General features: G+C 69.2%; 20 protein-coding genes and 2 pseudogenes. 19 read left to right on the forward strand and 3 right to left on the reverse strand.

Translation table 11 applies throughout. The annotated features are described in order from the left end of the window. Positions 1-35: 35 nt before the first annotated feature. The 10 genes from G1H11_RS06710 to G1H11_RS06755 all read left to right on the forward strand — a co-directional run bounded on the left by G1H11_RS06710 (position 36) and on the right by G1H11_RS06755 (position 11558). Positions 36-1043 (forward strand): ABC transporter permease, encoded by a 1008-nt coding sequence (locus G1H11_RS06710; RefSeq protein WP_163817344.1) that lies wholly within the window; start codon positions 36-38, stop codon positions 1041-1043. After that, a complete protein-coding gene (locus G1H11_RS26915) occupies positions 1001-1903 on the forward strand; it encodes an ABC transporter permease subunit (protein WP_163817346.1) in 903 nt (300 codons plus the stop codon). Before G1H11_RS06710 ends, G1H11_RS26915 begins: the two co-directional genes overlap by 43 nt. Beyond that, positions 1900-2922 carry an ABC transporter ATP-binding protein gene (locus G1H11_RS06720; protein WP_163817348.1) on the forward strand — a complete coding sequence of 341 codons (1023 nt, stop codon included), beginning with the start codon at positions 1900-1902 and terminating at the stop codon, positions 2920-2922. The genes G1H11_RS26915 and G1H11_RS06720 overlap by 4 nt, the downstream gene beginning before the upstream one ends. Further along, positions 2915-3832 (forward strand): ATP-binding cassette domain-containing protein, encoded by a 918-nt coding sequence (locus G1H11_RS06725; RefSeq protein ID WP_163817349.1) that lies wholly within the window; start codon positions 2915-2917, stop codon positions 3830-3832. Before G1H11_RS06720 ends, G1H11_RS06725 begins: the two co-directional genes overlap by 8 nt. Before the next feature lie 22 nt (positions 3833-3854). Continuing rightward, positions 3855-5714, forward strand: a complete 1860-nt coding sequence (locus G1H11_RS06730; protein ID WP_163817351.1) for a polysaccharide deacetylase family protein — start codon at positions 3855-3857, stop codon at positions 5712-5714. Next, entirely contained in the window at positions 5711-6547 is an 837-nt protein-coding gene (locus G1H11_RS06735; RefSeq protein ID WP_216843514.1) for a sugar isomerase domain-containing protein, read from the forward strand. Before G1H11_RS06730 ends, G1H11_RS06735 begins: the two co-directional genes overlap by 4 nt. Continuing rightward, positions 6544-7884, forward strand: coding sequence for a neutral/alkaline non-lysosomal ceramidase N-terminal domain-containing protein (locus G1H11_RS06740; RefSeq protein ID WP_163817353.1), 1341 nt, complete (start codon positions 6544-6546; stop codon positions 7882-7884). Before G1H11_RS06735 ends, G1H11_RS06740 begins: the two co-directional genes overlap by 4 nt. A gap of 52 nt (positions 7885-7936) precedes the next feature. Beyond that, positions 7937-9532, forward strand: a complete 1596-nt coding sequence (locus G1H11_RS06745; RefSeq protein ID WP_163817354.1) for an amidohydrolase family protein — start codon at positions 7937-7939, stop codon at positions 9530-9532. An 80-nt stretch (positions 9533-9612) separates the two neighbouring features. Beyond that, on the forward strand, positions 9613-10077 hold the full coding sequence (locus tag G1H11_RS06750; RefSeq protein WP_163817356.1) for a RidA family protein: 465 nt from the start codon (positions 9613-9615) through the stop codon (positions 10075-10077). Then, the gene (locus tag G1H11_RS06755; protein WP_246211080.1) at positions 10077-11558 is read left to right on the forward strand and encodes a M81 family metallopeptidase; all 1482 of its coding nucleotides are present in this window, start codon (positions 10077-10079) and stop codon (positions 11556-11558) included. The genes G1H11_RS06750 and G1H11_RS06755 overlap by 1 nt, the downstream gene beginning before the upstream one ends. Before the next feature lie 40 nt (positions 11559-11598). Here G1H11_RS06755 and G1H11_RS06760 read toward each other — a convergent pair whose 3' ends face one another. After that, on the reverse strand, positions 11599-12507 hold the full coding sequence (locus G1H11_RS06760) for a M56 family metallopeptidase (protein WP_216843515.1): 909 nt from the start codon (positions 12505-12507) through the stop codon (positions 11599-11601). Next, positions 12504-12896, reverse strand: coding sequence for a BlaI/MecI/CopY family transcriptional regulator (locus G1H11_RS06765; protein WP_343074818.1), 393 nt, complete (start codon positions 12894-12896; stop codon positions 12504-12506). Before G1H11_RS06765 ends, G1H11_RS06760 begins: the two co-directional genes overlap by 4 nt. Positions 12897-13038: 142 nt before the next feature. On the opposite strand from G1H11_RS06765, the gene G1H11_RS06770 reads away from it, so the two are divergent. Further along, complete coding sequence (locus G1H11_RS06770) at positions 13039-14514, forward strand: cytochrome ubiquinol oxidase subunit I (RefSeq protein WP_163817360.1); 1476 nt, start codon at positions 13039-13041, stop codon at positions 14512-14514. Positions 14515-14621: 107 nt separating this feature from the next. Beyond that, a complete protein-coding gene (gene cydB, locus G1H11_RS06775) occupies positions 14622-15623 on the forward strand; it encodes a cytochrome d ubiquinol oxidase subunit II (RefSeq protein WP_163817362.1) in 1002 nt (333 codons plus the stop codon). 92 nt (positions 15624-15715) lie between these two features. Here the strand turns inward: cydB and G1H11_RS06780 are convergent, their stop codons facing one another. Then, positions 15716-16159, reverse strand: coding sequence for a cupin domain-containing protein (locus tag G1H11_RS06780; protein ID WP_163817364.1), 444 nt, complete (start codon positions 16157-16159; stop codon positions 15716-15718). Between the two features lie 101 nt (positions 16160-16260). On the opposite strand from G1H11_RS06780, the gene metG reads away from it, so the two are divergent. The 7 genes and pseudogenes from metG to G1H11_RS06810 all read left to right on the forward strand — a co-directional run bounded on the left by metG (position 16261) and on the right by G1H11_RS06810 (position 24517). Then, positions 16261-17841, forward strand: coding sequence for a methionine--tRNA ligase (gene metG, locus G1H11_RS06785; RefSeq protein ID WP_163817365.1), 1581 nt, complete (start codon positions 16261-16263; stop codon positions 17839-17841). A gap of 69 nt (positions 17842-17910) precedes the next feature. Further along, positions 17911-18795 carry a TatD family hydrolase gene (locus G1H11_RS06790; protein WP_163817367.1) on the forward strand — a complete coding sequence of 295 codons (885 nt, stop codon included), beginning with the start codon at positions 17911-17913 and terminating at the stop codon, positions 18793-18795. A 461-nt stretch (positions 18796-19256) separates the two neighbouring features. Then, positions 19257-19997, forward strand: a pseudogene (locus G1H11_RS27380) (resuscitation-promoting factor); the annotation flags it as partial. 117 nt (positions 19998-20114) lie between these two features. Further along, positions 20115-20348: pseudogene (locus G1H11_RS27385) on the forward strand (transglycosylase family protein); the annotation flags it as partial. A gap of 51 nt (positions 20349-20399) precedes the next feature. Continuing rightward, positions 20400-21284, forward strand: coding sequence for a 16S rRNA (adenine(1518)-N(6)/adenine(1519)-N(6))-dimethyltransferase RsmA (gene rsmA / locus G1H11_RS06800; RefSeq protein WP_216843516.1), 885 nt, complete (start codon positions 20400-20402; stop codon positions 21282-21284). Between the two features lie 287 nt (positions 21285-21571). Then, positions 21572-22597 carry a 4-(cytidine 5'-diphospho)-2-C-methyl-D-erythritol kinase gene (locus G1H11_RS06805; protein WP_163817371.1) on the forward strand — a complete coding sequence of 342 codons (1026 nt, stop codon included), beginning with the start codon at positions 21572-21574 and terminating at the stop codon, positions 22595-22597. Between the two features lie 123 nt (positions 22598-22720). Further along, a complete protein-coding gene (locus G1H11_RS06810; protein WP_163817373.1) occupies positions 22721-24517 on the forward strand; it encodes an ABC-F family ATP-binding cassette domain-containing protein in 1797 nt (598 codons plus the stop codon). The last annotated feature ends 241 nt before the right edge of the window (positions 24518-24758 follow it).

Genomic DNA, 24758 nt, shown 5'->3' on the forward strand with positions numbered 1-24758 from the left:
GCCGTTCGGCCGGACAGGCGCAGGGAGGGCACGCGATGAGCTTCATGACATACCTAGGCAAGCGTGTCATGCGGATGGTGCTCTCCCTGACCGCCGTATCCATGATCACCTTCACGCTGCTCCAGCTGGCGCCGGGAAACTTCGCGGACATCCAGCGGATCAGCGCGGGTGCCGCACAGTTCGGCGGCTCGGGCACCGAGGACATGGTGCACGCGTTCGCCTCCCGCTACGGCGACGACATCCCGGCCTGGCGGCAGTACCTGATCTTCATGAAGGGTGCTGTCACCTGGGATTTCGGCCCGTCGTACAAGTACCCGACCCAGGACGTGCAGGACATCATCGCGCAGGGATTTCCCATCTCGGCCACCATCGCTCTCATCGCGGTGGCCTTGTCCCTGCTGATCGCCATACCGATCGGCGTCTACGCGGCCGTCCGGCAGAACTCGCCTGCGGATCACGGAACGATGTTCCTGATCACCCTGGGCACGGCGCTGCCGAACTACCTCACCGGCGTCATCCTGGTGCTGTTCTTCACACTCACCCTGGGGGTTCTGCCGTCCAGCGGCTGGGCCGGCCCGCACTACATGATCATGCCGGTCCTGGCTCTGGTCCTCGGCCCTACCGCGGTGCTGGCGAGGTATGTGCGCTCCAGCATGCTGGAGACCCTGCGTGAGGAGTACGTGGTCGCGGCCCTGGCGAAGGGTGGGCCGCGGTCCACGGTGATCATGCGGCACGCCTTGCGGAACTCGCTGATCCCGATCGTGACGGTGCTCGGGCCCCTGCTGGCGTCGTTGATGACCGGCACGGTGTTCGTCGAGGCGCTGTTCCGGATCCCCGGCCTGGGCCTGTACTTCGCGCAGGCAGCCGCCAGCCGTGACATGCCGTTGCTGATGGGAACAGCGCTCTTCTTCGCACTGATCTTGATGACCATGAACCTGATCGTGGACCTGGTGTACGGGTACCTCGATCCCCGAATTCGAGCGGCAGGGGGTGTCAGCCGGTGGCGACGATCACAGAAGAGCCCGCTGCGACAGCCGGCGTAGAGGCCGGAGAGGCCAGGAGTCACTGGTCGCGTGCGTGGGCCCGGTTCAAAGCCAATCGGCTCGCGTTCGTGAGCCTGATCTTCTGCGGTTTGCTGATCGTGACCGCGCTGGCGGCGCCGTGGATCGCTCCGTACCACTTCTCCGAGACCGACCCGGATGCGCGGCTGGCCCCACTAGGCACCGAGGGGCACCTGCTCGGTACCGACCTGCTGGGCCGGGATATCTTCAGCCGGCTGATCTACGGCCTGCGAACCGCGCTGTTCGTGGCGTTCGGCGCCGAGCTGGCGTCCCTCGTCGTGGCGATCCTCATCGGGCTGTCCGCCGGGTACATCGGCGGCCGGGTCGACCAGGGGCTCATGGGCATCACCGATGTGATGTATGCGTTCCCGAGCTACCTGTTCGCCATCGTGCTGGTCACAGTCATGGGACGCAGTCTCTGGGCGGTGATGCTGGCGATCGGGATCTCCTCGTGGGTCACTCAGGCGCGACTGGTGCGGGCGCAGGTCCTCACGGTGAAGGAACGGGAGTACGTTGAAGCGGCCAGATCGATGGGGGCATCCGGGACGACCATCTCGCTTCGCTACATCCTGCCCAACGCCATAGGTCCGCTTCTGGTCACCACCAGTTTCGCCATCCCGGCGGCCATCGGAGCGGAGGCCGGGCTGGCCCTCCTGGGCCTGGGCGTCCAGCCGCCCACCCCGTCGTGGGGATCGATGATCTCCGAGGGGACCAGCTACATCCTGGCCGCGCCGCATCTGCTGTTCCTTCCGGCGGCGCTGTTCGCCCTCACTCTGCTGGCGTTCACCTGGGTGGGCGACGGCATCAGGGACGCCTTCGACACAAGCGGGGAGGATCGATGAGCCCCTCGTTGGAAGTGGAGGGCCTGCGCACCGAGTTCGGGCTCCGCGATCGGGTGCTCCGGGTGGTGGACGACGTCAGCTTCACCGTGGAGCCTGGGCAGGCGCTGGCGATCGTCGGGGAGAGCGGCAGCGGGAAAAGCGTCGCGATGCGTAGCGTGATGCGCCTTCTGCCGAAGACCGGCCGGATCGCCGGAGGACAGGCCCGCCTGGGCGGAACCGATCTCCTTGCCTTGTCCGAGCGCCAGATGCGCAAAGTCCGCGGACGCGACATCGGGATGGTCTTCCAGAACGCGATGGAGGCGCTCAACCCGACCCTCACGCTGGAACGTCAGCTGACCGAGCACCTGAAGTGGCACGGGATCTGCGATCACGCCGAAGCCAAGAGACGAGCGGTCGAGACCCTCGGCGACGTCGGCATCCCCGAGCCGGAGAAACGGATCCGCACCTATCCGTTCCAGTTGTCCGGCGGCATGCGGCAGCGAGCCATGATCGCGATGGCGATGGTCACCCAGCCGTCGGTGCTGATCGCCGACGAGCCGACTACGGCGGTCGACGTCACGGTCCAGCGCCAGCTGCTGGACCTGCTGGCCGAGCTGAAGGCACGCGGCACCGGCATCATCATGATCACCCACGACCTCGGCGTCGCCAGGTACTTCTGCGACGACGCGATGGTTATGTACGCGGGACGCGTGGTTGAGCATGGGCCGATACGACGGCTGCTCTCCCGCCCCGCACACCCCTACACCACGGGCCTGTTCGAGTCCACTCTCGAGGTAGGCGCCCGCCAGCGCGCGCTCCTGCCGATTCCGGGATCACCCCCCGACCTGGCCTACCGGCCGACCGGCTGTGCCTTCCACCCGCGGTGCGGCCGGGCCGAGGAGCGTTGCGGACGGGAAGAACAGCCGTTGCTCCCGTGGCCCGGACACGGCGAGGTTGACCTGTTGCACGCGGGCGCGGGACCGGAGCGAAACGCGGAAAGACGCGAGGTCGCCTGCTGGAAGGCGGTGGAGCATGGTTGACGTGACCGTGGAACATGACGACGCGCGGACCGGCGCAGACGGTGCCGGCGGGTACCTGATCACCGCGGATGGGGTCGACAAGGTGTTCAGCACCCGTGCGGGGGACGTGCACGCGGTTCGGGACGTGTCCCTGTCGGTGCGGCACGGCGAGACGCTCGGCCTGGTGGGAGAGAGCGGCAGCGGAAAGTCGACGATGGCCAGGCTGATGATGGGCCTGATGCCGCCCACCAGTGGCACCATCACCTTCGACGGCGTGGACCTGTCGGCGGTTCACGGGCGCGAGATGCGCCGGCTGCGGGCCAGGATGCAGATGGTCTTCCAGAATCCGTACGGCTCCTTGCTGCCGCACTACAGCGTGTCGGCGAACGTGGCGGAGCCGCTGCGGCTGCACAAGCGCGGCGACAAGGAATCTCGACGCAAACGGGCGATCGAGCTGCTGACGATGGTAGGAGTCAATCCGCGCTTCGCCGACCACTATCCGCGGCAGTTCTCCGGCGGCCAGCAGCAACGGGTCGCCATCGCCAGGGCGCTGGCGCTGGAGCCGAAGCTGCTCATGTGTGACGAGCCGACGTCGTCGCTGGACGTCTCCATCCAGGCGCAGGTCCTTGCACTGCTCGACGAGCTTCGCACCAGCCTCGGGCTGACGCTGGTGTTCATCTCGCACAACCTCGCCGTCGTGGAGCGCTTCGCTGACCGGGTGGCGGTGATGTGCCTCGGGCAGGTGGTCGAGATCGCGCCGACCGAAGTCCTGTTCGATTCCCCGCGTCACCCGTACACGCAGCAGCTGCTCGCGGCGGTCCTGCCCGTCACCAAGGATCCGTTGCCGGCCCCCGCGACGCCGTGGCAGCCCAGGGCCGAGGTCCTGCCGTTGCGGGAGGTGGCTCCCGGCCACTTCGTGCGCGAAGCCTGACGCCTGTCGAAGGAGAGATGACGTGACGCAATCCGCGCCGATCATGGTGGTGCCCGGCGACGACGCCCCTGGGCACACCGAAAGCGCTGACCGTCAGCCGTGGTGGCTCTACTGCACCGAGGTGCTCGGCCACCTCCGGCTGCCGTACGAGACGGTGACACCAGCAGATGTGGCGGCGCGCGAGCACGCCCGCATCGCCGTGTTCCCCGCCGCGGCTCGGCTCGACGAGAACGAGGCGTCGGCGGTGCGGCGATGGGTGGCCGACGGCGGCGTGGCCGTGTGTGTCGGCGCCGGTCCGCTCACGGCCGCGTTCGGTGTGTCCGCCACCGGCGAGGTGAGCGACGGCCACGTGAGCGTGACCGGGGGGAACGGCTGGGTCGATCCGCCGGATGTGCCGCTGCGCGTGCTCGGCGGCGTGCGCCTGGACGTGCCGGCGCCGGACGAGGCCGCATCCGACGGGACAGCGGTACTCGCCCGGTGGAGCGACGACGGCACGACGGCGATGCTGGCCCGGCGGCACGGCGCGGGATTCGCCGTCGTCTCGGGCGTGGACCTGTGGCAGACCATCGTCCGTATTCAGCAAGGCGATCCGGTCCGCGAGGACGGTGTGCCGGCGGCCGACGGGTCGGCGGCGGTGGACGACGGGGTCCTCAAGTGCGACGACGGCATCGTCCTCTCCTACGAAACGGACCGGGCGCTGCCGCCTGACGGCTGGGTGCCGAGGCCGGACGGGCGAGCCGGACTCGAGCCGGTGCCGGTCTTCCACCGCCCCCACGCCGATCTGTGGCGGCAGGCGTTCGTGCAGGTGCTGTTCGAGGCCGCCGCGCGGACCGGCGTCGTCCTCCCGTGGCTGTACTACTGGCCGTCGGGCGTGCCGGCCGTCGCTCACCTGTCGGTGGATTCCGATCGGAACGTGAGCGAAGAGGCGGAGACCACGCTGCGCCTGTTCGACGAGGCCGGCGTGCGTACCACCTGGTGTCACGTCTATCCGGGCGGGTACGAGCCGGAGGTGGTGCGCGCCATCGCCGAGCGTGGGCACGAGCACGCCCTGCACTACAACGCTGTCGGAGACGCGGACATCGCGACGTGGGGCTGGCCCCAGATGCGCGCTCAGCACGCGTGGGCGCAAGCGATGACCGGGCACGAGGAGATCGTGTCCAACAAGAACCATTACACGAGGTGGGAAGGCTGGGACGAGTTCTACCTGTGGTGCCAGGCGCTGGGCGTCCAGATCGATGAATCGCGGGGTCCCAGCAAACAAGGCAACGTCGGCTTCCCGTTCGGGACCGCGCATCTGTCCTTCCCGATGGCCGGCGTGGAGGACAACGGGAGCCGGCTCGACGTGCTCGTGCTGCCGTTGCACGTGCAGGATCTCGCCTGGGCCGCGCATGAGTCGGTCCGTGACGTCATCCTCGAGCAGGCGCTCGCGCACCACGGGGTGGCGCACTTCCTGTTCCACCCGGTCCACGTGTACCGGCGGACATATGTCCAGGACGCTTGCCGGGACGTGGTGGCGCTCGCGCGAGACCACGGGATGCCGTGGTGGACGGCCGCGCAGCTGAACGCCTGGGAGAGGCTGCGGCGTGAGGTGTCGCTGTCGGTACGCGCAGCCGCGGCCGGCGCGTTGGACGTCGTCGTGAACACCCCGCGCCCGGTACAGGACGCGGCCATCCTGCTCGCCCTTCCGGACGACTGGGCCGGCTCCCCCGGCTCCGCACGCACCGATGCCGGTGTGGAGGTGGGACACGCCGTGGTGGACCGGCACGGGCGCCGGATGGTGGAACTCACCACCGACCTGCCCGCAGGAGAGACGTTGATCACGCTGACGGCGGCCGGGACCACCGTGCCTGCCGGAGCAGCCACTGGAGGTGGGTATCGATGAGCGAAGACGACGCGCATACGGCGACGCGGCGAGGAAGCGGCGCGCTGACCGGGGATCCGAGCGGTGCGGTGGCGGGCACGGCGGCCCTGATGGGCGAGTACCTGACGGCCGTCACCGGGCTGCTGGAGACCATCCGGGACGAGGAGGCCGGTGCGGTGCATCGGGCCGCCGCGCTGATCGCCGATCATGTCGCCCGCGACGAGCTGGTGTACATCTACGGTCCCGGCGGGCACTCCAACCTGGCGGCACAGGAGGTGTTCTTCCGCGCCGGCGGGCTGGTCCACATCAGCGCCATCCTCGACGGCGGCACCCTCCTCTCCGATGGCGCACTGCGTTCGATGGCCATGGAACGCACGCCCGGCTACGCGACCGTGGTGATGCGAGACAACCGGATCGGCGCTGGAGACCTGCTGATTCTGGTCAACGCCTATGGCATCAACGCGGCCCTCATCGACGCCGCGCGATACGCCAGACAGGAGGGCGCCACTGTGATCGGTGTGTCGTCGCGCCAACACGCGGAGGCGACGGCACCGGACCACCCCGCCAGGCATCCGAGCCGGGAGAATCTGCACGACCTGGTCGACGTGCACGTCGACACGAAGGTGCCGGTGGGCGACGCCGTCTTGAACATCGACGGCCTGGCGGAGAACGTCGCGGCGATCTCCACGTTCGTCAACGCCTATGTGCTCAACAGCATCACCGCCTCGGCGACCGCCGAGCTGGTGCGCCGCGGGGTGACGCCGCCGATCTGGCGCAGCGGCAACGCGCCCGGTGGCGACAGTCAGCACGCGACATTCCTCGACCGTTTCCAGTCCCGGGTGAGGTGGCTGTGAGCGGCCCGCTGGAACCGGCGCTGGTAGGCGTCGCCACTGTCGACATCACACCGCCGGTGGGATCGCTGATGGCCGGGTTCGCGGTGCGCGTCGCTCCGTCGGCCGGCGTCCACGATCCGTTGCTCGCCACCGCGGTGGCCGTGTCCCACGGCGACAGCGCGTCGGTCATCGTCTCCGCTGACCTGATCAGCCTGGACATGGGCGACGCCGCCGAGATCGGCCGGCGGATCGCGGAGGACCTCGGCATTCCCGCCGGGTCCGTCGCGGTGACGGTCAGCCACACCCACGGCGGTCCGAAGGTCAAGGCGCTCGGCTTCGGCGCCCAGAGGGACGAGAAGTATGTGGAGTCCGGGTTCGCGGGCATCGTGAACGCTGGACGGCGAGCATGGAAGGCGCGCCGGTCGGCATGGATGCGCTCGGGGGTGGCCTATCTGGACTCGGTCGCGCACAATCGTCGCGGCACCGAGGTGATCGACCCCACGGTCTTCGCGATCCAGTGGACCGACGATGCCGGCGCGCCGATCGTGACGATCTTCTCGCATGCCTGTCACCCGGTGACGCTGGGGCCGGACAATCTCTCCATCACGGCTGACTGGCCGGGTGCTGCACGGCGGCACGTGCGCGAGGCCGTGGGCGGCGAGGTGATGTTCGTCCAGGGCTGTTGTGGCCAGATCAACACCGGCCACCTGGCCACCGACAGCTTCTCCGCGGAGCCGGCTCCGAAGCGGACCTTCGCGGAAGCCGACGCGATCGGTGCCAGGGTCGGGGACGGCGTGTCGCGTGCTCTGCGCGCTGCCGACCCGGTGCCGGTCGTGGACGTCGTCGCCACTTCCCGGCGCGTGTGGCTGCCGACACGACCGGCGCCGGACGCATCGACGCTGCGTGAGTGGGCGCGCGCATGGAAACTCGAGGCGGCGGCGAAGTCGGGTCCCCGGCGGGCGCTGCTGGAGGTATGGAGCGAGTGGGCGCTCTATTGGCGCGATCGCCCGTCGCCCGGCGGCCTGGAGGTCCCGGTCTCGGTGCACTGGTGGGGCGGCTTCGGCATCGTGATGCTTCCTGGGGAGCCCTTCGTGGAGTTCGCCCTCGACCTGCGAAACGCCCTGCGCCGTCCGGACCTTCTGGTCATGGGGTACACCGGTGGTGTCCCCGGGTACATCCCGTTGCGCGAGGCGGACTATGCCGCCGGCGGATACGAGATCGAGATGGCCTACCGGAGCTCCCGCCTGTTCTCCGGCCCGTACACGCCGGACGCCGGGAGGATCTTGTACGAGGCGGCCCTCGACCTTGCCCGCGAGCGTGTGGCGGGCCGGCCGGTCGGGCTGCGGCGAGTGCCGTGACGAGAGGCTGCGGGAGCCGGTTACGCGGTGGGCGACGGGGGAGGACACCGGCGTGCCGGCCGAGCTGCTGATCCGCGGTGGGCTGGTCCACGACGGAACCGGAGCGCGGCCACGCCGGGCCGACGTCGTGGTCGACGACGGTGTGATCGTCGAGGTGACGAGCCGGGCCGGGCACGCTGAAGCGGCGCGAGTGATCGATGCCGGCGGCCTCGCGGTCAGCCCAGGCTTCATCGACGTCCACACCCATTCCGACGTCAGCGTGCTGCTGGACGGGCGCGCCGAGAGCAAGATCCACCAGGGTGTGACGACGGAGGTGACCGGCAACTGCGGATTCTCGCCGTTCCCGCTCGTCGGCGACGTCCTGGAGGACCAGCTCGACCTGCTCGCCGGGCTCGGCCACGATCCGGTCACACCGACCTGGACGGACCTGGACGGTTACGCCGTCGCCGTCGAGGCGCACGGTGTCGCCGTCAACGTCGCTCCGCTCGTAGGTCACGGGCAGCTGCGCATCGCCGCGCTCGGGATGGCGGAGAAGGCGTCCGCCGGCGGAATCGCGGCGATGCGGCGGCTGCTGGCCGATCAGCTGGAGCAGGGCGCGTTCGGCATGTCCACCGGCCTGACCTACGTGCCGTCCCGGTACGCCGGATGGGCCGAGCTGAGCGAACTGTGCTCGGTCCTTGCCGCGCACGACGCGCTGTATGCCACCCACGCCCGGGCCGACGTCTTCCCCGCCGTGGAGGAGGCCGCCAGTCTCGGCGGAGCCACCGGCGCCAGGATCCAGTACTCGCACGTGGCCTTGAACGAACCGGCCAGTTGGGGGAACGCCGGGCGGCTGCTGGAGGCGTTCGAAGCCGCTCGCCGCTCCGGGATCGACATCTGCTGTGACGTCTATCCGTACGACGCGTCGGCGTCCGCGCTGACACAATATCTCCCGGCCTGGGTTCAGGAGGGCGGCGTGCCGGCGATGCGGCGGCGGCTCGCCGACCCCGTGGTGTCGCGCCGCGCCGAGGAGGAGCTTGCGGGCGGCTGGGGACCGGGAGGGAGGATCCCATGGCTGTGGGAACGGGTGGTGATAGCCAGGGGCACCCCCGCGGAGGCGTCCGTCCCGGCCCCGGACGGTGCCACCATCGAGGAGGCGGCCGCGGCCGCCGGCATGCCGCCGGCCCGCTACGTGCTCGAGCTGTGCCGCGAGGGTGGCAACAGCGTGCAGGTGGTGCTCTTCTATCGCACCGAGGAGGACGTCCGGACATTCTTGCGCTGTGAGTTCGCGCTGATGGGATCGGACGGATCCGCGGTGCCGTTCGATCAGCGCGGAGCCCGGCCGCACCCCCGCGGATTCGGCGCGCATGCGCGGTTGCTCGGCCGGTACACGCGGGAGCTCGGCGACCTCGACCTGTCCACGGCTGTCCGGAAGATGACAGGGGCGGTCGCCGACCGTATCGGCCTGCCCGATCGCGGTGTTCTGGCGCCGGGCAAGGCCGCAGACATCGTGGTGTTCGACCCGGCGACGGTCACCGACCGGGCGACGTTCCTCGATCCGTGCCGGCCACCGTCGGGAATCCACCACGTGGTGGTGAACGGTGAGGTTGTCATCGACGCCGGAGTGCAGACCGGCGCCCGCCCGGGTAAGGTCCTGCGCTCGGCGTGAAGCGCAGGGGGTGGCCGGCCTTGACCGGCCGCCGACGTCACGCAAAGGCAAGATCCGTACACATGATGGAGGTACCTGACATGACCACTGCCGAACAGCGCCTCGCCGCGATTCTGCCCGAGCCGCCGCCTCCGCTGCCGCCGACTGCGCTGATCGATGCCGTGGCGATCGACGAGGCGACGGCATATGTCTCCGGCCAGGTCGCCTTCACCGGGAGCGGGGGACCGTTGCTGGGCAGGGTGGGTGCGGGGGTGAGCGTCGACGAGGCCGCGACCGAGGCAGCCAAGGCGACCGCCAACGGTCTGTACCGCCTGGCCGCCGCGCTGGGCTCGCTCGACCGGATCGAGCGGATGCTGAAGGCCACGGTGTTCGTCAACGGCACCGCCGAGCTGACGGAACACCCTCAGGTCGCCGACGGGGTCAGCCGGACCCTGCTCGACGTCTTGGGCGAGCGGGGCCGGCACGCGCGGTCCGCGGTCGGGGTGGCGAGCTTGCCCCTGGGGGTACCCGTTGAGGTGGAGCTCGTCGCCAGAGTGCTCCGGTGATGCGCCTTGCGGCCGTGGGCTTCGGCCACGAGGCGAACACGTTCGCGCCGGTCCCGGCCGGTCTCGACGCTTGGCAGGCGGCCCCGATCGTGGAAGGCGAGCAAATCCGCGAGGTGTACGCCGGCTCGGAGTCCATCCTGGCCGGGTTCTTCGCCTATGCCGCCGAGACACCCGGCGTGGAGCTGGTGCCGCTGCTGTTCGCCTGGCTCACGCCGTCCGGACCCAGCACCGAAGAGGCGTACGAGCATCTGACCGGCCGGATGCTCGACGCGCTGCGGCACGGCGGGCCGTGGGACGGCGTCCTGCTGCCGCAGCACGGAGCTGCCGTCGCGGCACACGTCCCGGACGCCGACGGGGAGTTCATCCGCCGGGTGCGCTCCGTGGTCGGACCGGACGTGCCGATCGGCGTCACCCTGGACATGCACGCCAACGTCTCCCGGCAGATGGTGGACCATGCCGACGTCGTCACCGTCTTCCAGACCAACCCCCATGTCGACGCGGCAGCGCAGGGGCTGGCGTGCGCACGCCTGCTCGGGCGGGCCGTCACCGCAGAGATCCGGCCGGTGATGGCTCTTGCCGCTCTGCCGCTGGCCATCAACATCCTGCGTCAGGGCACCGCCGACGAGCCCATGGCCTCGTTGCTGAAGGCGGCCCGCGCGCAGGAGCGCCGTCCGGGCGTGCTGTCGGTGAGCGTGGTCGAGGGATTCCCATATGCCGACGTGCCGGAGATGGGAGCGTCGGTCCTGGCGATCACCGACGGTCAGCCGGCGCTCGCGAACGAGGTCGCCATGCATCTCGCGGACGCCGCGTGGGCGGTGCGTGAGCACTTCACCGGGGGAGCGCACAGCGTGGACGATGCGTTGCGCACGGCCGACACGGCACCGCGCGGCCCGGTGCTGTTGCTGGACATGGGCGACAACGTGGGCGGTGGCAGCCCCGGCGACTCGACGCACCTGCTGCACGCCGCACGCCGCCTCGGTATCACCGGATTGATCGAGTCGATCTACGATCCGGAGGCAGCCCGGCAATGTGTGCATGCCGGCGCGGGCGGGCGGGTGGAGCTCCACGTCGGAGGCAAGGTGGACGACCGCCACGGCAGACCGTTCCCGGTGTCCGGCGAGGTGATCGCTGTTGCCGACGGCACCTTCGAGGATCCGTCGCCGACGCACGGCGGCTCCCGTTACTTCGATCTCGGTCTTTCCGCCGGTATCCGCACCGACGACGGCTTTCGGCTCGCGGTCCACTCTCGCGCGGCCGGAACCCGAAGCAGGGAGCAGTTCCGGATGGTCGGCATCGACCCGGCCGAGGCGAGAATCATCGCCGCGAAGGGGGTGCATTCGCCGCGAGCCGCGTTCGAGCCCATGTGCCCCGCACTGGTGTGGGCCGACACCCCGGGAGCCACCAGCGCGAATCTCGAGGCGCTCCACTACGGGAACCGCCGCCGGCCGATGTTCCCGTTCGAGCCGGAGGCCACCTGGTGACGCCCTGCGCCCGCGGACGTGCGGGTCCCGGGCCGGCCGTTCACACGTAGGCGCTCAGCTCCGCCAGCCACGGCGCCGCGACGGTCAGGGTGGGCACCGTGACGATGGCAGCGGCGCCGGCGTAGACGGCGGCCGCAAGGGAACGGTGGACCTCGTCGCCCGGGGCGGCCAGCCGCTGGATCCGGGCCAGTGGTGTCACGCTCCCCGAGCCCATGGCGCCCGCGGGAACCGGGGCGCCGGCCAGCCGGGCCAGAGCGCGTCCGAGCGGCAGCGCTCCGGTGCGCCGCCGGGCGGCGTCGTCGGCGAGCATCTCCACCAGCCCGGCCGCGGAATCCAGGGCTGCCCGGCTGCGGACCACACGCGGAAACGCGTTGTGCAGGGCGGTGAACCCTTCCAGGACGAGGTCGTGGCGGGCCCGGCTGTGGGCGCGCTCGTGTTCGAGGACCGCGCGCAGTTCGTCGTCGCCGAGAGCTTCCAGGGCGGAAGAGGAGACCACCAGGCGGGACTGGAGGCCCGGCACACAGTACGCGAACGGCGACGGCGCCTCGAGAATGTGCGCGCCCGGGGCCCGGCGGTCGTCGCGGCCGAGGAGGTCCACCAGCTGGCGGTGGCGCCGGCGGCGGGCCCGAAGGCTTACTCCGAGCGTGTGCGCGGACCACAACAGCCGGGCCAGCACGAGCACGGTGAAGGCGAACGCGAGACCGTGCAGGATCAGCATGCCGGTTCCGGGCCGCTCATTGAGCACGGCCAGGGTACCCACCGACAGTCCGGCGCCGAGCGCGGAGAGTAGAGCTGCCAGCGCGAGCGCCTGCCACAGGACCAGCGCGGCTCGGGGCACCCGGCTCGGCCACGCCGAGCGGGCCAACCAGGCGGGCGCGGGGCCGGCGAGGACCAGAGCCAGCGCGGTCAGGATCAGCGGAGTGGCGGCGCCCGACCCGAAGCCGATCACGACGACGTCTCGCGGCGTGCGATCTCCGCGAGCGCGGCGCGCAGGGCGGCGGCGTCGTCGGCGGAGGCGGTGTCGATGAAGCGGACCAGCGCGGAGGCGCGATCGGCGCCGTCCACCGTACCGAGGGCCTCGTGCATGAGCTCGGCGGTGAGCTCGTCACGAGTGAACGCCGGCCGGTAGAGGTAGGCGCGGCCGTCCCGCAGCTGCTGTACCGAGCCCTTCTTGGCGAGCCGGTCGAGGACTGTCATGACCGTCGTGTAAGCGATCTCACGGGTGGAGCTGAGCGCCTCGTGCACCTGGCGGACGGTGGCGGCGTCGTCACGGGACCACAGGTACTCCATCGCCGCGCGTTCGAGTTCACCCAGCTGGGTGCGTCGTCCTTGAGCCACCTGGCCAGTATACCTACCGCACGTAGTACGACGGCGCGTCGTACAAATCTACGACGCGATGTAGTATCTACGACGTAGCGTAGTAAGAGTGCGCTGATGCTGGCCTTGGCCAGGCGCGACAACGTTCGGAAGGGACCGGCCCGTGGATGTGCTCGACCTCGCGCGGTGGCAATTCGGGATCACGACGGTGGTGCACTTCTTCTTCGTGCCGTTCACCATCTCCATGGCGTTCCTCGTCGCCATCATGCAGACGGCATGGATGCGAACCCAGAACGAGCGGTGGCTGCGGCTCACCAAGTTCTTCGGCAAGCTGCTCCTGGTCAACCTGGCTGTGGGGGTCGTCACCGGGCTGGTTCAGGAGTTCCAGTTCGGGCTGAACTGGAGTGACTTCAGCCGGTTCGTGGGTGACATTTTCGGCGCGCCGCTGGCGATGGAGGCGCTGCTGGCCTTCTATCTGGAATCCGTCTTCGTGGGGGTGTGGATCTTCGGCTGGGGCCGGATACCGCCCAAGATCCATCTCGCCACCATCTGGGTGACGGCGTGCGCCACGCTGCTGTCCGCGTACTTCATCCTGGCAGCCAACTCGTTCATGCAGAACCCGGTGGGATACCGGATCAACGAGGAGGCCGGCCGGGCCGAGCTCACCGACATCTGGGCTGTGCTCACCAACAAGGTGACCCTCATCACCTTCCCGCACACCCTGTTCGCGGCCTTCATGGTCGGCGGGGCGGTCGTCGCGGCGGTCGCGATGTTGCACCTGGTGAAGGGCCGGCGCGACCCGGTGACGGCCGCGCCTGAGGCTGCGAGCGATGCCGGTGCCTTCCGCTCCGCGCTGCGCATCGGTGCTGTCGCCGTGCTGATCGGCGGCGTCGGCACGGCCATCACCGGTGACCTGCAGGGAAAGGTCATGACCGAGGTGCAGCCGATGAAGATGGCGGCTGCCGAGGCCCTCTACGAGACCGAGCAGCCGGCTCCGTTCTCACTGTTCACCGTCGGCACGTTGGACGGCAGCAGGGCACTGTACTCGATCGAGATCCCGCAGCTGCTGTCCTTTCTCTCCACCGGCTCGTTCGAAGGGGAGGTGCGAGGGATCAACGACATTCAGGAGGAGTACGAGGAGCTCTACGGGCCGGGCGACTACGCGCCGAACATCCCGGTCACCTACTGGACGTTCCGCTTCATGGTCGGATGCGGTGGTCTGGCGGCCGCGATCGCCGCGTGGATGCTGTGGACCACCAGGCGAGGCAGCGTGCCGGGGTCGGTGTGGATGCTGCGAGCCGCGGCCGTCCTGCCGTTCCTGCCGCTGGCGGCGAACTCGTTCGGGTGGATCTTCACCGAGATGGGCCGGCAACCGTGGCTGGTGTTCGGTTTGATGCCCACCGCGTCGGGGATCACGCCGGGATCCACGGCCGGGAGCGTGTTCGCGACGTTGTCCGCCTTCACCGTGCTGTACGCCGGGCTGACCTGGCTGTGGATCTGGCTTCTGGTCAAGCATGCGCGACCGGGGCTGCCCGACGTGAGCGCCGAGGCGGACTGGGGTCGTCGTCGTTCCCGGGACGTCGCGGGGACCGGCCGCGACGATGACGACGCCGACCGCCCCCTGATGTTCGCCTACTGAAACTTCCCCAACCCCTGGCATGGGTTAAGGCTCCACAAAGCGGACAAATCGGGCACGATAGCGACCTTAACCCATGCCAGGGGGCGAGATGATTGGAACGGTGTCATATGGATCTGGCGACGCTGTGGTTCGCCCTCGTGGCGGTGCTCTGGGTCGGCTACCTGGCTTTGGAGGGCTTCGACTTCGGGGTCGGCATGCTGACCCGGGGCTTCGCGCGGGACGACCGGGAACGACGTGTTCTGATCAACACCATCGGACCCGTCTGGGACGGCAACGAGGTGTGGATGATCACCGCGGTCGGGGCCACATTCGCGGCGTTCCCCGAGTGGTACGCGACGGCGTGGTCCGCCTACTACCTGCCGCTGGTCGTGGTCCTGATCGCGTTGATCCTGCGCGGCCTGGCGTTCGAGTACCGGGCCAAGAACGACACCGAGCGGTGGCGTCGCTGGTGGGACCGGGCGATCTTCTGGGGGTCGGCGGCGCCGGCGTTTCTCTGGGGCGTGCTCCTGGCCGGATTCGCGCAGGGCCTCCCGCTCGACGCGCGGCACGACTTCGTCGGTGGCATGGCGGACATCTTCACGCCGTACACGATGCTCGGCGGCGTCGTGACGCTCCTGCTCTCGCTTCTCCACGGCGCGCACTACGTCGCGCTCAAGACCGTCGGGGAGATACGTGCCCGGGCGCGTGAGCTCGCGGGACGCGTGGGTGCGCTCGCCGCGGTGGCCGTCGCCGGCTTCGTCCTGTGGACCGTCGGCACCGCAGCGGGAATGTCGCCGTGGATCGGCTGGGTGGGCGGCATCGCCGCGGTCACCCTGGTGGGCGCCGCCCGCAGGCTGACCGGGCGCGGCCGGGAAGGCTGGGCGTTCATCGCGACCTTCGGCGCGATCGCGTTCGTCGGGGTGACGCTGTTCGGCACCCTGTATCCAGAAGTCCTCCCGTCGACGCTCGACGCGGCCGACAGCCTGACGGTGCACAACGCGTCGTCGACCGACTACACCCTGACCGTCATGACCTGGGTGGCGGTGCCGTTCATTCCTGTCGTGCTCGCCTACCAGAGCTGGGTCTACTGGATGTTCCGCAGCCGGATCGGCGTCCAGCACATCCCGTGATCATGGGCGGCGTTCGGGACGGATTCAGCGGTGGCCTCGGCGGCGGGTTCAGCGGCAGGTGTGGGGAGTCAGCGGCGGGTTCAGCGGCGGGTTCAGAGCAGCCGGAAATCGGAGAAGTCGAAGCCGGGCGACACCACGCAGGACACGAGGACCTCCGCGTCCGTGGCCGGTTGCGCGGCCTGCCACACACCGGGAGGAATGACCACCTGCGGCGACTCGCCGGCCGAGATGCGCCGGCCGAGGGTGACCGTCTCGGGCTGGAGTGCGGGCGCGTCGCCACGACCGCCAAGCTTGAGCTGCAGCGGCCCTCCGCTGTGCCACAGCCAGATCTCGGCGGACTTCACGACGTGCCACCGCGACTCCTCGCCCGGCGCGAGCAGGAAGTAGATGCAGGTGGCACTGGCACGCTCGCCGTCGTAGCCGGCCGGCCAGAACGTCACGTCGGAGCGCCAGGTCTCGCGGAACCAGCCGCCTTCGGGATGGGGCTGCAGGTCGAGGGCTTCTGCGGTCGGTGGTCGGGTCGGGCCGTCGGACATGATCGTTACCCTAGACCCGCCGATCGGTGCTTGTCAGGCACTCCGGCCGGCATGTCTCGCCCGGGTGAGACGGGCGGCGGCCAAGGACTACGATCGATGCCATGCCCGACGCTGCCGACTCGACGTTCTACGTCACCACGCCGATCTACTACGTCAACGACGCTCCCCACATCGGGCATGCGTACACGACGGTGGTCACCGACTTCATCGCCCGCTGGCACCGGCAGCGCCAGGAGGATGTGTGGTTCCTCACCGGCACCGACGAGCACGGGCAAAAGGTCCTGCGGACCGCCGAGGCGAACAAGACAGACGCCCGGACCTGGGCGGACCGCCTGGTCGAGAACGCGTGGAAGCCGGTGCTGGAGACCATCGACGCCTCCAACGACGACTTCATCCGGACCACGGAAGACCGCCACGTCGAACGGGTGAAGGAGTTCATCCAGGGCCTGTACGACGCCGGTGAGATCTTCGAGGGCTCGTACGAGGGCGCCTACTGCGTGGCCTGTGAGGAGTACAAGCAGCCGGGAGACCTTATCGAGGGGACCGGTGAGTTCGCCGGTCAGCAGCTGTGCCCCATTCACGGCCGGCCGGTGGAGATCCTGGCGGAGAAGAACTACTTCTTCCGGATGTCCCAGTACACCGACAAGCTGCTGGAGTTCTACGAGCGGAACCCGGACTTCGTGCAGCCGGAGAGCGCCCGCAACGAGGTGGTCAGCTTCGTCAAGCAGGGACTGCAGGACCTGTCGATCTCCCGGTCCACGTTCGACTGGGGCGTCACCGTGCCGTGGGACGAGTCCCACGTCATCTACGTCTGGATCGACGCCCTGCTCAACTACGCCACGGCGGTGGGTTACGGAGCGGACGACGAGAAGTTCCGTCGCACGTGGCCCGCCGACATCCACTTCGTCGGCAAGGACATCCTCCGCTTCCATGCGGTGATCTGGCCTGCGATGCTGATGGCGGCCGGAGTGCCGCTGCCCCGCAAGGTGTTCGCCCACGGCTGGCTGCTCGTGGGCGGAGAGAAGATGAGCAAGTCCAAGCTCACCGGGATCGCGCCCGCCGAGATCACCGACACGTTCGGCTCGGACGCCTTCCGCTACTACTTCCTGCGCGCCATCGCGTTCGGCAGCGACGGCTCGTTCTCCTGGGAGGACATCGCCGCTCGCTACCAGGCGGAGCTGGCCAACGGCTTCGGGAATCTCGCGTCCCGGGTCGCGGCCATGGTGAACAAGTACTTCGACGGCTCGTTGCCCGCGCCGGCCGCGTCCACCGAGGCGGAGGAGGCCCTCGCCGCTGTCGCCGAGCGGGCGGTCGCCGAGGCCGACGCCGCCGTGGAGCGAGTGGCTCCGCACGACGCGCTCGCCGCCGTCTGGTCCCTGGTCGAGGCGGCGAACGGGTACATCACCGAGCAGCAGCCGTGGGCGGTCGCCAAGGACGAATCCCAGCGCGAGCGGCTGGCCACCATCCTGTACTCCTCAGCGGAGGCGCTCCGGGTGCTGGCGGTGCTGCTGAACGCCGCGATGCCGAAGGCCTGCGCCCGGTTGTGGGAGTCTCTGGGGGCCGCGGAGGCGCTGGGCGCGTTGGCGGAGCAGCCGCTGGCCGACGCGGGACGCTGGGGTCAGCTGGTTCCCGGTGCGCCGGTCACCAAGGGTGACGCGCTGTTCCCGCGGCTCGACGCATGATCATCGGCTCTTGACTACCGCACGAGGTGGTCACGAGCCAATGATCATGGAGGACGGACGGAGGTATCGATGAGCCGCATTCAGCGCACCGCCACGGGCGAGGACGGCCGGCGGCGGGACCGCACCCGCCCGCCGCTGCCTGAGCCGCTGCCGTCGCCGGTCACGGACGCCCATTGCCACATGGACATCGCCGATGACGAGGACGGGGATGCCTTCGCGGCCGACGACGCGCTGGCGGCCGCGGCCAAGGTGGGTGTCTCCCGGGTCGTTCAGGTCGGTGTGGACCTGCCGAGTTCCGCGTGGGCGGTACAGGCAGCCGAGCGGAACCCGAACGTGGTCGCCACCGTCGCGCTGCATCCCAACGAGGCACCGCGGCTGGCCACGGCGGGCATGCTCGATGACGCGCTGGCCGAGATCGACCGCCTGGCGGGCTCGAGTGATCGGGTCCGCGGGGTGGGCGAGACCGGCCTGGACCGCTTCCGCACGGGGCCTGAGGGTTTCGCTGCCCAGGAAGAGTCGTTCCGAGCCCACATCGAGATCGCGCACCGGCGCGGGCTCGCGCTCATGATCCACGACCGGGATGCGCACGCGGACATCCTGCGCGTGCTCGACGACGCTCCGACCCCCGAGCGGGTGGTGTTCCACTGCTTCTCCGGCGATGCCGAGATGGCGCGGCACTGCGCGGAGCGCGGCTGGTTTATGTCCTTCGCGGGGCCGGTGACGTTCAAGAACGCGGAATCTTTACGTTCGGCGCTGCGGATCACCCCGTTGGACCGGATCCTGGTGGAGACCGACGCGCCGTTCCTCACACCCCACCCGTACCGCGGGCGGCCGAACGCGTCCTATCTGATTCCGCTGACGGTTCGGACCATTGCGGAGGTACTCGGCGAAGAACTGAGCCGTGTCTGCGAGTCCATCCAAGAGAACACTGATCAGGCATTCGGTTCGTGGTGATCCGAGTCACGCCTCGGTAGCTCGTCGCCGCCGACGCATCAGCAGGCGGTGATCTGTTGATCTTTGGTTTCCCTTTCATGATCGTTGCTGGTGAAGCGTTGAATCGAGGGCCGGTCGGCCGGTGCGGCAGAGGCTGTTGGGCGGCAGATGACCTTCTTTTAGTTGCATGAAGCATCGATTTATCCACAGTTTGTCCGACTTCGGTTTGGTACATGGCCGTTTTTGCGTTACCGTCTCGTGATTGTTAGCCGGAGTCGGGGAAGCTCCGGATGGTGACAAGATGCCGCTCGCGGCGCCTCTCGCCTTGTATGGTGTGCAAGGTTGAAGGCGAAGTGAGTGGAATACCGTCCGTGCCCGTGCCCGGAAAGCTCGACCACAGGAGCACCGTGCGTCCGTCCGTCAAGACGATCGCGATCAACGCGAGCGTCGTCACTGCCCTCGCGGCAGGTGGCGTCGCGTACATGACGTTCAACAACGCCGTCGACCTCACCGTCGACGGCCAAACCGAAACCGTTCACACGTTCTCCGGCAATGTCGGTGACGTGCTGGAGGGTCAAGGTATCGAGATCGGGCCCAACGACGAGGTCGTTCCGTCGCTGGACAGCAAGGTCGAGGACGGCTCCGAGATCGCCGTCCGGTACGGCCGTGAAGTGACCGTCACCGTCGACGGCGTCGACGAGACGTTCTGGACCACGGCACTGTCCGTCGATGAGGCCCTCTCAGAACTGAACATCCGCCACCAAGGCGCCGATCTCTCGGTCGCTCGCTCGATGGACATCGGCCGCAACGGCTTGAACTTCGAGGTGCGCACGCCGAAGCAGATCACGCTGGTGGCTGACGGTGAGAAGGAAGAGCTCACCACCACCGCGCTGACGGTTCGCGAGGCGCTCACCGACTTCGACGTCGAGCTCGGGAAACGGGACCTGATCGAGCCGTCGCTCGACACCAAGCTCGTCGACGTCTCCGAGCTCGTGGTCAAGCGGGTGGAGGTCAAGAAGGAAACCATCGAGGTGGACATCGACTTCGAGACCACCGAGAAGAACGACGACTCGCTCGCCAAGGGCAGCACCAAGGTGCAGGCCGAGGGGAAGAAGGGCGTGCTCGAGCGCGAGGTCCAGAAGACCTACATCGACGGCGAGCTGGACAAGAAGAAGACCCTCTCCGAGACCGTTCTGGCCGAGCCGGAGAACCGGGTGGTCCTGATCGGCACCAAGGAGCCCGAGCCTGAGCCCGAACCCGAGCCGGAGCCCGAGGACAACGGCGGCGGTGACAGTGGCGGCGGTGACGGTGGCGGCGACAACAACGTCGACGGCGGCGTCTGGGATCGCCTCGCGCAGTGCGAGTCCGGCGGTAACTGGTCGATCAACACGGGTAACGGCTACTACGGCGGCCTGCAGTTCTCGTTGCAGACCTGGCGCGCCTACGGTGGCAGCGGCTATCCGCACGAGAACAGCAAGTCCGAGCAGATCCGGATCGCCGAGAAGGTCCGGGCAGCCCGCGGCGGGTACGGCGACTGGCCGGCCTGCTCGCGCAAGCTGGGACTGCCGCAGTAACAAACGCAGCCGCTCCCGTGGCGGGTCCGGTGCGGGCCCTATGCTCGGGGTGTGGTGAATGATGAGACGTCCGCCGATTCCAGATTGCTGGGATCGGCGGACGTTCGTCGTCTCTCGGGGGAGCTGGGTCTGCGGCCGACGAAGACTCTGGGGCAGAACTTCGTCATCGACCCCAACACGGTGCGCCGGATAGTGCGTACAGCCGGGGTCGGCGCCGACGACGTCGTCGCGGAGGTAGGCCCGGGACTCGGTTCCCTGACGCTGGCCCTGCTGCCGGTGGTGGCCGGCGTCGTCGCTGTTGAGATCGACCCCGTTCTCGCCCGCGCCCTCCCGGCCACCGCGGAAGCGCACGCGCCGTCTCTGGCCCCCAGGCTGCGGGTGGTGCAGGAGGACGCCCTGAAGGTGGCAGAGCTCCCTGGGGAGTCCCCCACCGCCCTGGTGGCGAACCTGCCGTACAACGTGGCAGTACCCGTCCTGCTGCACATGCTGGAGACGTTCCCGAGCCTGCGCCGCGTTCTGGTCATGGTGCAGAAAGAGGTGGCCGACCGGTTGGCCGCGCCGCCGGGTTCGCGGACCTATGGCGTCCCGTCGGTCAAGGCGGCGTGGTACGCGAAGGTCAGCCAGGCCGGCTCGGTCGGCCGGACCGTGTTCTGGCCGGTGCCGAACGTCGACTCCGGCCTGGTGCTCCTGGAGCGGCGGGAGCCGCCCGTAGGCGCGGACCGGCGCGCCGTGTTCGCCGTCGTGGATGCCGCGTTCGCGCAGCGGCGGAAAACCCTGCGTGCGGCGCTGAGCGGCTGGGCGGGCTCGCCTGCGTCCGCGGAGGCCGTGCTGCGTGCGGCTGGCGTCGAGCCGTCGGCGCGGGGGGAGCAGCTGACGGTTGAGGACTTCACCCGGATCGCCGCGGCACAGCAGGCCTCGTCCTCCGTGCCCGAGTGACGTCCGTGGGGCGGCTCATGGGGCGGCTTGTGGGACAAACGGCGGACAGCCGTGGACAGCCGTGGGCCTCGCCGCGTGGCGTCACGTCCTTGCTGCAGCGGGTGACCTTTCTGTCGTGGCATGACTTCTCTGCCCAGGATCGCGTCACGGGCCAGAATGGGCATTCCCAACGCGATTCACGGCAGAGAGGTCCAGCCACAGCAGAGAAGTCGGCGGTCTCGAAGGAGACGCCGGACGCTGATCTGCGGTGAAATCGCCACCCGGAACATTTCGATAGGGTCGCGAGGGTGCACGTCACGTTCCGCGTTCCCGCGAAGATCAATATCGTTCTGTCGATCGGTCCGCTGCGGCCGGACGGGTTTCATGACCTCGCGACCGTCTTCCATGCGGTGTCGCTGTACGACAACGTCACGGCCCGCTGGGGCGACGAAGAGCCGAGGAACGACGACGACCCTCGGAGTGAGGACGAGGCCGGGGGAGACGCCGCCCCGGGCGACCGTGATCACGTCTCTCTGACGCTCGACGGCCCCTACAGCGGCCGACTGCCGGCGGACGGCACCAACCTGGCCGTGCGAGCCGTTCACACGCTTGCCGCGGCGGCCGGGGTGCCGGCGCGCGCCCATCTGCGGGTCACCAAGGCCATACCGGTTGCCGCTGGGCTCGCTGGAGGGAGCGCAGACGCCGCGGGCGCGCTGCTGGCGTGCAACGCGCTGTGGGGCCTCGGGTGGACTGTGGAACGGCTCGCTGGGCTCGCAGCAACGCTGGGCAGCGATGTCCCGTTCTCGCTCGTCGGTGGCACCGCCGTCGGGACGGGACGCGGCGAGAAGCTTGACCCGCTCGTCGTTCCCGGTGCACTGCATTGGGTTCTGGCCGTTGCCGACGGCGAGCTGTCCACGCCCGCGGTGTATCGGCGGCTGGACGAGCTCCGCGAAGCCGGGGCGGCCGCCGGTCCGCCCGCGTCCGGCACGCTCGCACTCGGAAGCTTGGCTGCCGGGACGGGCCCGGACACGGTAAGCGTCGATGCGTCGGTCCTGGGGGCGCTGGCCGCCGGTGACGCATCCGAGGTCGGACGGCTGATGCGCAACGACATGCAGGCCGCCGCTGTGGACCTCCGGCCCTCCCTGGCCCAGACTCTGTCGGCAGGGCGCGAGGCCGGCGCCTTGGGCGGCATCGTCTCCGGCTCCGGGCCGACGTGTGTCTTCCTCGCCCAGGATGCCGCGCACAGCCGGATGATCGTTCAGGCACTCGAGGATTCGGGCACGTGCCGTGCCACAGAGGTGGTGGTGGGACCCGTGACGCCGAGCCAATCATGATCGCGCTCCCCTCGGCGCATGCCAGGGGTTGGGGTCGCTGGCGAGGGCGTTATATCCGAAATGTGGAGCCGTAACCCATGCGAGGCGCGGGAACCGGCGCGCGCGTGAAAGACTTGACGTGTCATGGCGCCACGTAACCTCGTCAATCTTGAATCCGTCTCGCTCGCGTACGGAACCCAGCAGATCCTCGACGCCGTCTCCTTGGGCGTCGGCAGCGGCGAACGCATCGGTGTGGTCGGACGCAACGGTGGCGGCAAGTCCACTCTCCTGCGGCTCCTCGCGGGTGCGGAATCGCCGGACTCCGGGCGCGTCACGCACACCGGCGGATTGCGGATCGGGCATCTCGGCCAGCACGACGACCTCGACCCGGACGCCACGGTTCGGCAGAGCGTCGTCGGCGACGCAGCAGACCACGAATGGGCCTCGGACGCCCGCATTCGCGCGGTGCTCGCGCACCTGCTGCCCCAGGTCCACATGGACACCGTGGTGGGTCCGCTGTCCGGAGGGGAACGTCGCCGCGTCGCGCTCGCGCGGCTTCTGATCACTCCGGCGGATCTCCTCCTTCTCGACGAGCCGACCAACCACCTCGACGTCGAGGCCATCGACTGGCTCACGAGGTATCTGGCCGCCACCGGCCAGGCCATCGTCGTCGTCACCCACGACCGCTGGCTGCTCGACTCGGTCTGCGAGGCGACGTGGGAGGTGGTGGACGGAAAGGTCCACGCGTACGACGGCGGCTACTCGACCTTCGTGCTGGCGCGAGCGGAGCGGGCGCGGATCGCGGCCGCCGACGAGGCCCGCCGGCAGAACCTGCTGCGCAAGGAACTGGCGTGGCTGCGGCGCGGTCCGCCGGCGCGGACATCGAAGCCGAAGTTCCGTATCGACGCTGCCAACGTGCTCATCGAGAACGAGCCACCGCCCCGGGACCCGTACGAACTGAGCCGGATGGCTACCACCAGGCTCGGCAAGAGCGTGTACGACGTCGAGGACGTGAGCCTCGAGCTCGGCGGGAAGACACTGCTGAACGACGTCACGTGGCGGCTGGGGCCCGGCGACCGGGTAGGCGTCGTCGGTATCAACGGATCCGGCAAGACCAGCGTGCTGCGGTTACTCGACGGCGCTCTGGAGCCGACGATCGGACACGTCAAGGTTGGCCGGACCGTCGTTCCTGCTCATCTGTCGCAGGAAGTCACCGAACTGAAGCCGGGCGTCCGAGTTCTGCAGGCAGTGGAGGAGATCCGCGGTGAGGTGCGGCTGGGCTCCGGCGGAGTGAGCACCGCCGGGCAGATGCTGGAGCGGTTCGGTTTCACCGGCCAGCGGCAGTGGACCCCGGTGACAGAGCTGTCGGGCGGTGAGCGGCGTCGTCTGCAACTATTGCGGCTGCTCATGGGCGAGCCCAACGTGCTCCTTCTCGACGAGCCCACCAACGATCTCGACGTCGAGACCCTCAATGTGCTTGAAGATGTTCTCGACAGCTGGCCCGGCACGCTGGTCGTCGTCAGCCACGACCGGTGGTTCCTCGAGCGGGTGACGGACTCCATCTGGGCGTTGCTGGGCGACGGCCGGTTGATCCATCTGCCCGGCGGGGTCGACGAGTACCTGGAGCGGCGCCGGTCCGCCGGCGAGCCCGGGAGCGCGGAGCCTGGGAGCGCGGAGACGGGTGGCGCGGAGACGCGGGCTGCGGCGTCGCGGGCTGCGGCGTCGCGGGGTGACAGCCGTGCCGCCCGTAAGGAGCTTGCCCGGATGGAGCGTGAGGTGGAGAAGCTGACGCAACGCGCGGAGAAGCTGCACAGTGAGCTAGCGGAACACGCCACGGATCACCAGAAGGTTGCCGAGCTCGACGCTGCGCTGCGTGAGATCAACGAGCAGCGCGAGGCTGCCGAGGCACGGTGGCTGGAGCTGGCCGACGAGGTCGGCTGAGCGCGGGCGTCTGCCGACGTTTCACGCCGTCTTCGGGACGCTGGTGGGAGCCGAGCGGCCCGCTGGGAGCCAAGCGGCAGTTGATCAGATGACCGAAAGGCGAGCCAAGCCGCCGTTTGTCCACCTGATCCTTTGGCGTCCGCATCGCGAGACGCGATCAGGTGACGAAGCCGGGCTCGTCCGCGGCGTGTCGTCGTCCGACCGTGTAGGAGCAAACGATCAGGCGACAAATCGACGATCA

The organism is Phytoactinopolyspora alkaliphila, assembly GCF_010550695.1.
Classification (GTDB): domain Bacteria; phylum Actinomycetota; class Actinomycetes; order Jiangellales; family Jiangellaceae; genus Phytoactinopolyspora; species Phytoactinopolyspora alkaliphila.

Bases quoted from the DNA above. Each gene is read 5' to 3' on its own strand.
- cydB (WP_163817362.1), top strand. From the start codon at position 14,622: ATGGATCTGGCGACGCTGTGGTTCGCCCTCGTGGCGGTGCTCTGGGTC.
- G1H11_RS06810 (WP_163817373.1), top strand. From the start codon at position 22,721: ATGGCGCCACGTAACCTCGTCAATCTTGAATCCGTCTCGCTCGCGTAC.
- metG (WP_163817365.1), top strand. From the start codon at position 16,261: ATGCCCGACGCTGCCGACTCGACGTTCTACGTCACCACGCCGATCTAC.
- G1H11_RS06790 (WP_163817367.1), top strand. From the start codon at position 17,911: ATGAGCCGCATTCAGCGCACCGCCACGGGCGAGGACGGCCGGCGGCGG.
- G1H11_RS06735 (WP_216843514.1), top strand. From the start codon at position 5,711: ATGAGCGAAGACGACGCGCATACGGCGACGCGGCGAGGAAGCGGCGCG.
- G1H11_RS06755 (WP_246211080.1), top strand. From the start codon at position 10,077: ATGCGCCTTGCGGCCGTGGGCTTCGGCCACGAGGCGAACACGTTCGCG.
- G1H11_RS06720 (WP_163817348.1), top strand. From the start codon at position 1,900: ATGAGCCCCTCGTTGGAAGTGGAGGGCCTGCGCACCGAGTTCGGGCTC.
- G1H11_RS06780 (WP_163817364.1), bottom strand. From the start codon at position 16,159: ATGTCCGACGGCCCGACCCGACCACCGACCGCAGAAGCCCTCGACCTG.
- G1H11_RS06750 (WP_163817356.1), top strand. From the start codon at position 9,613: ATGACCACTGCCGAACAGCGCCTCGCCGCGATTCTGCCCGAGCCGCCG.
- G1H11_RS06725 (WP_163817349.1), top strand. From the start codon at position 2,915: ATGGTTGACGTGACCGTGGAACATGACGACGCGCGGACCGGCGCAGAC.
- G1H11_RS06710 (WP_163817344.1), top strand. From the start codon at position 36: ATGAGCTTCATGACATACCTAGGCAAGCGTGTCATGCGGATGGTGCTC.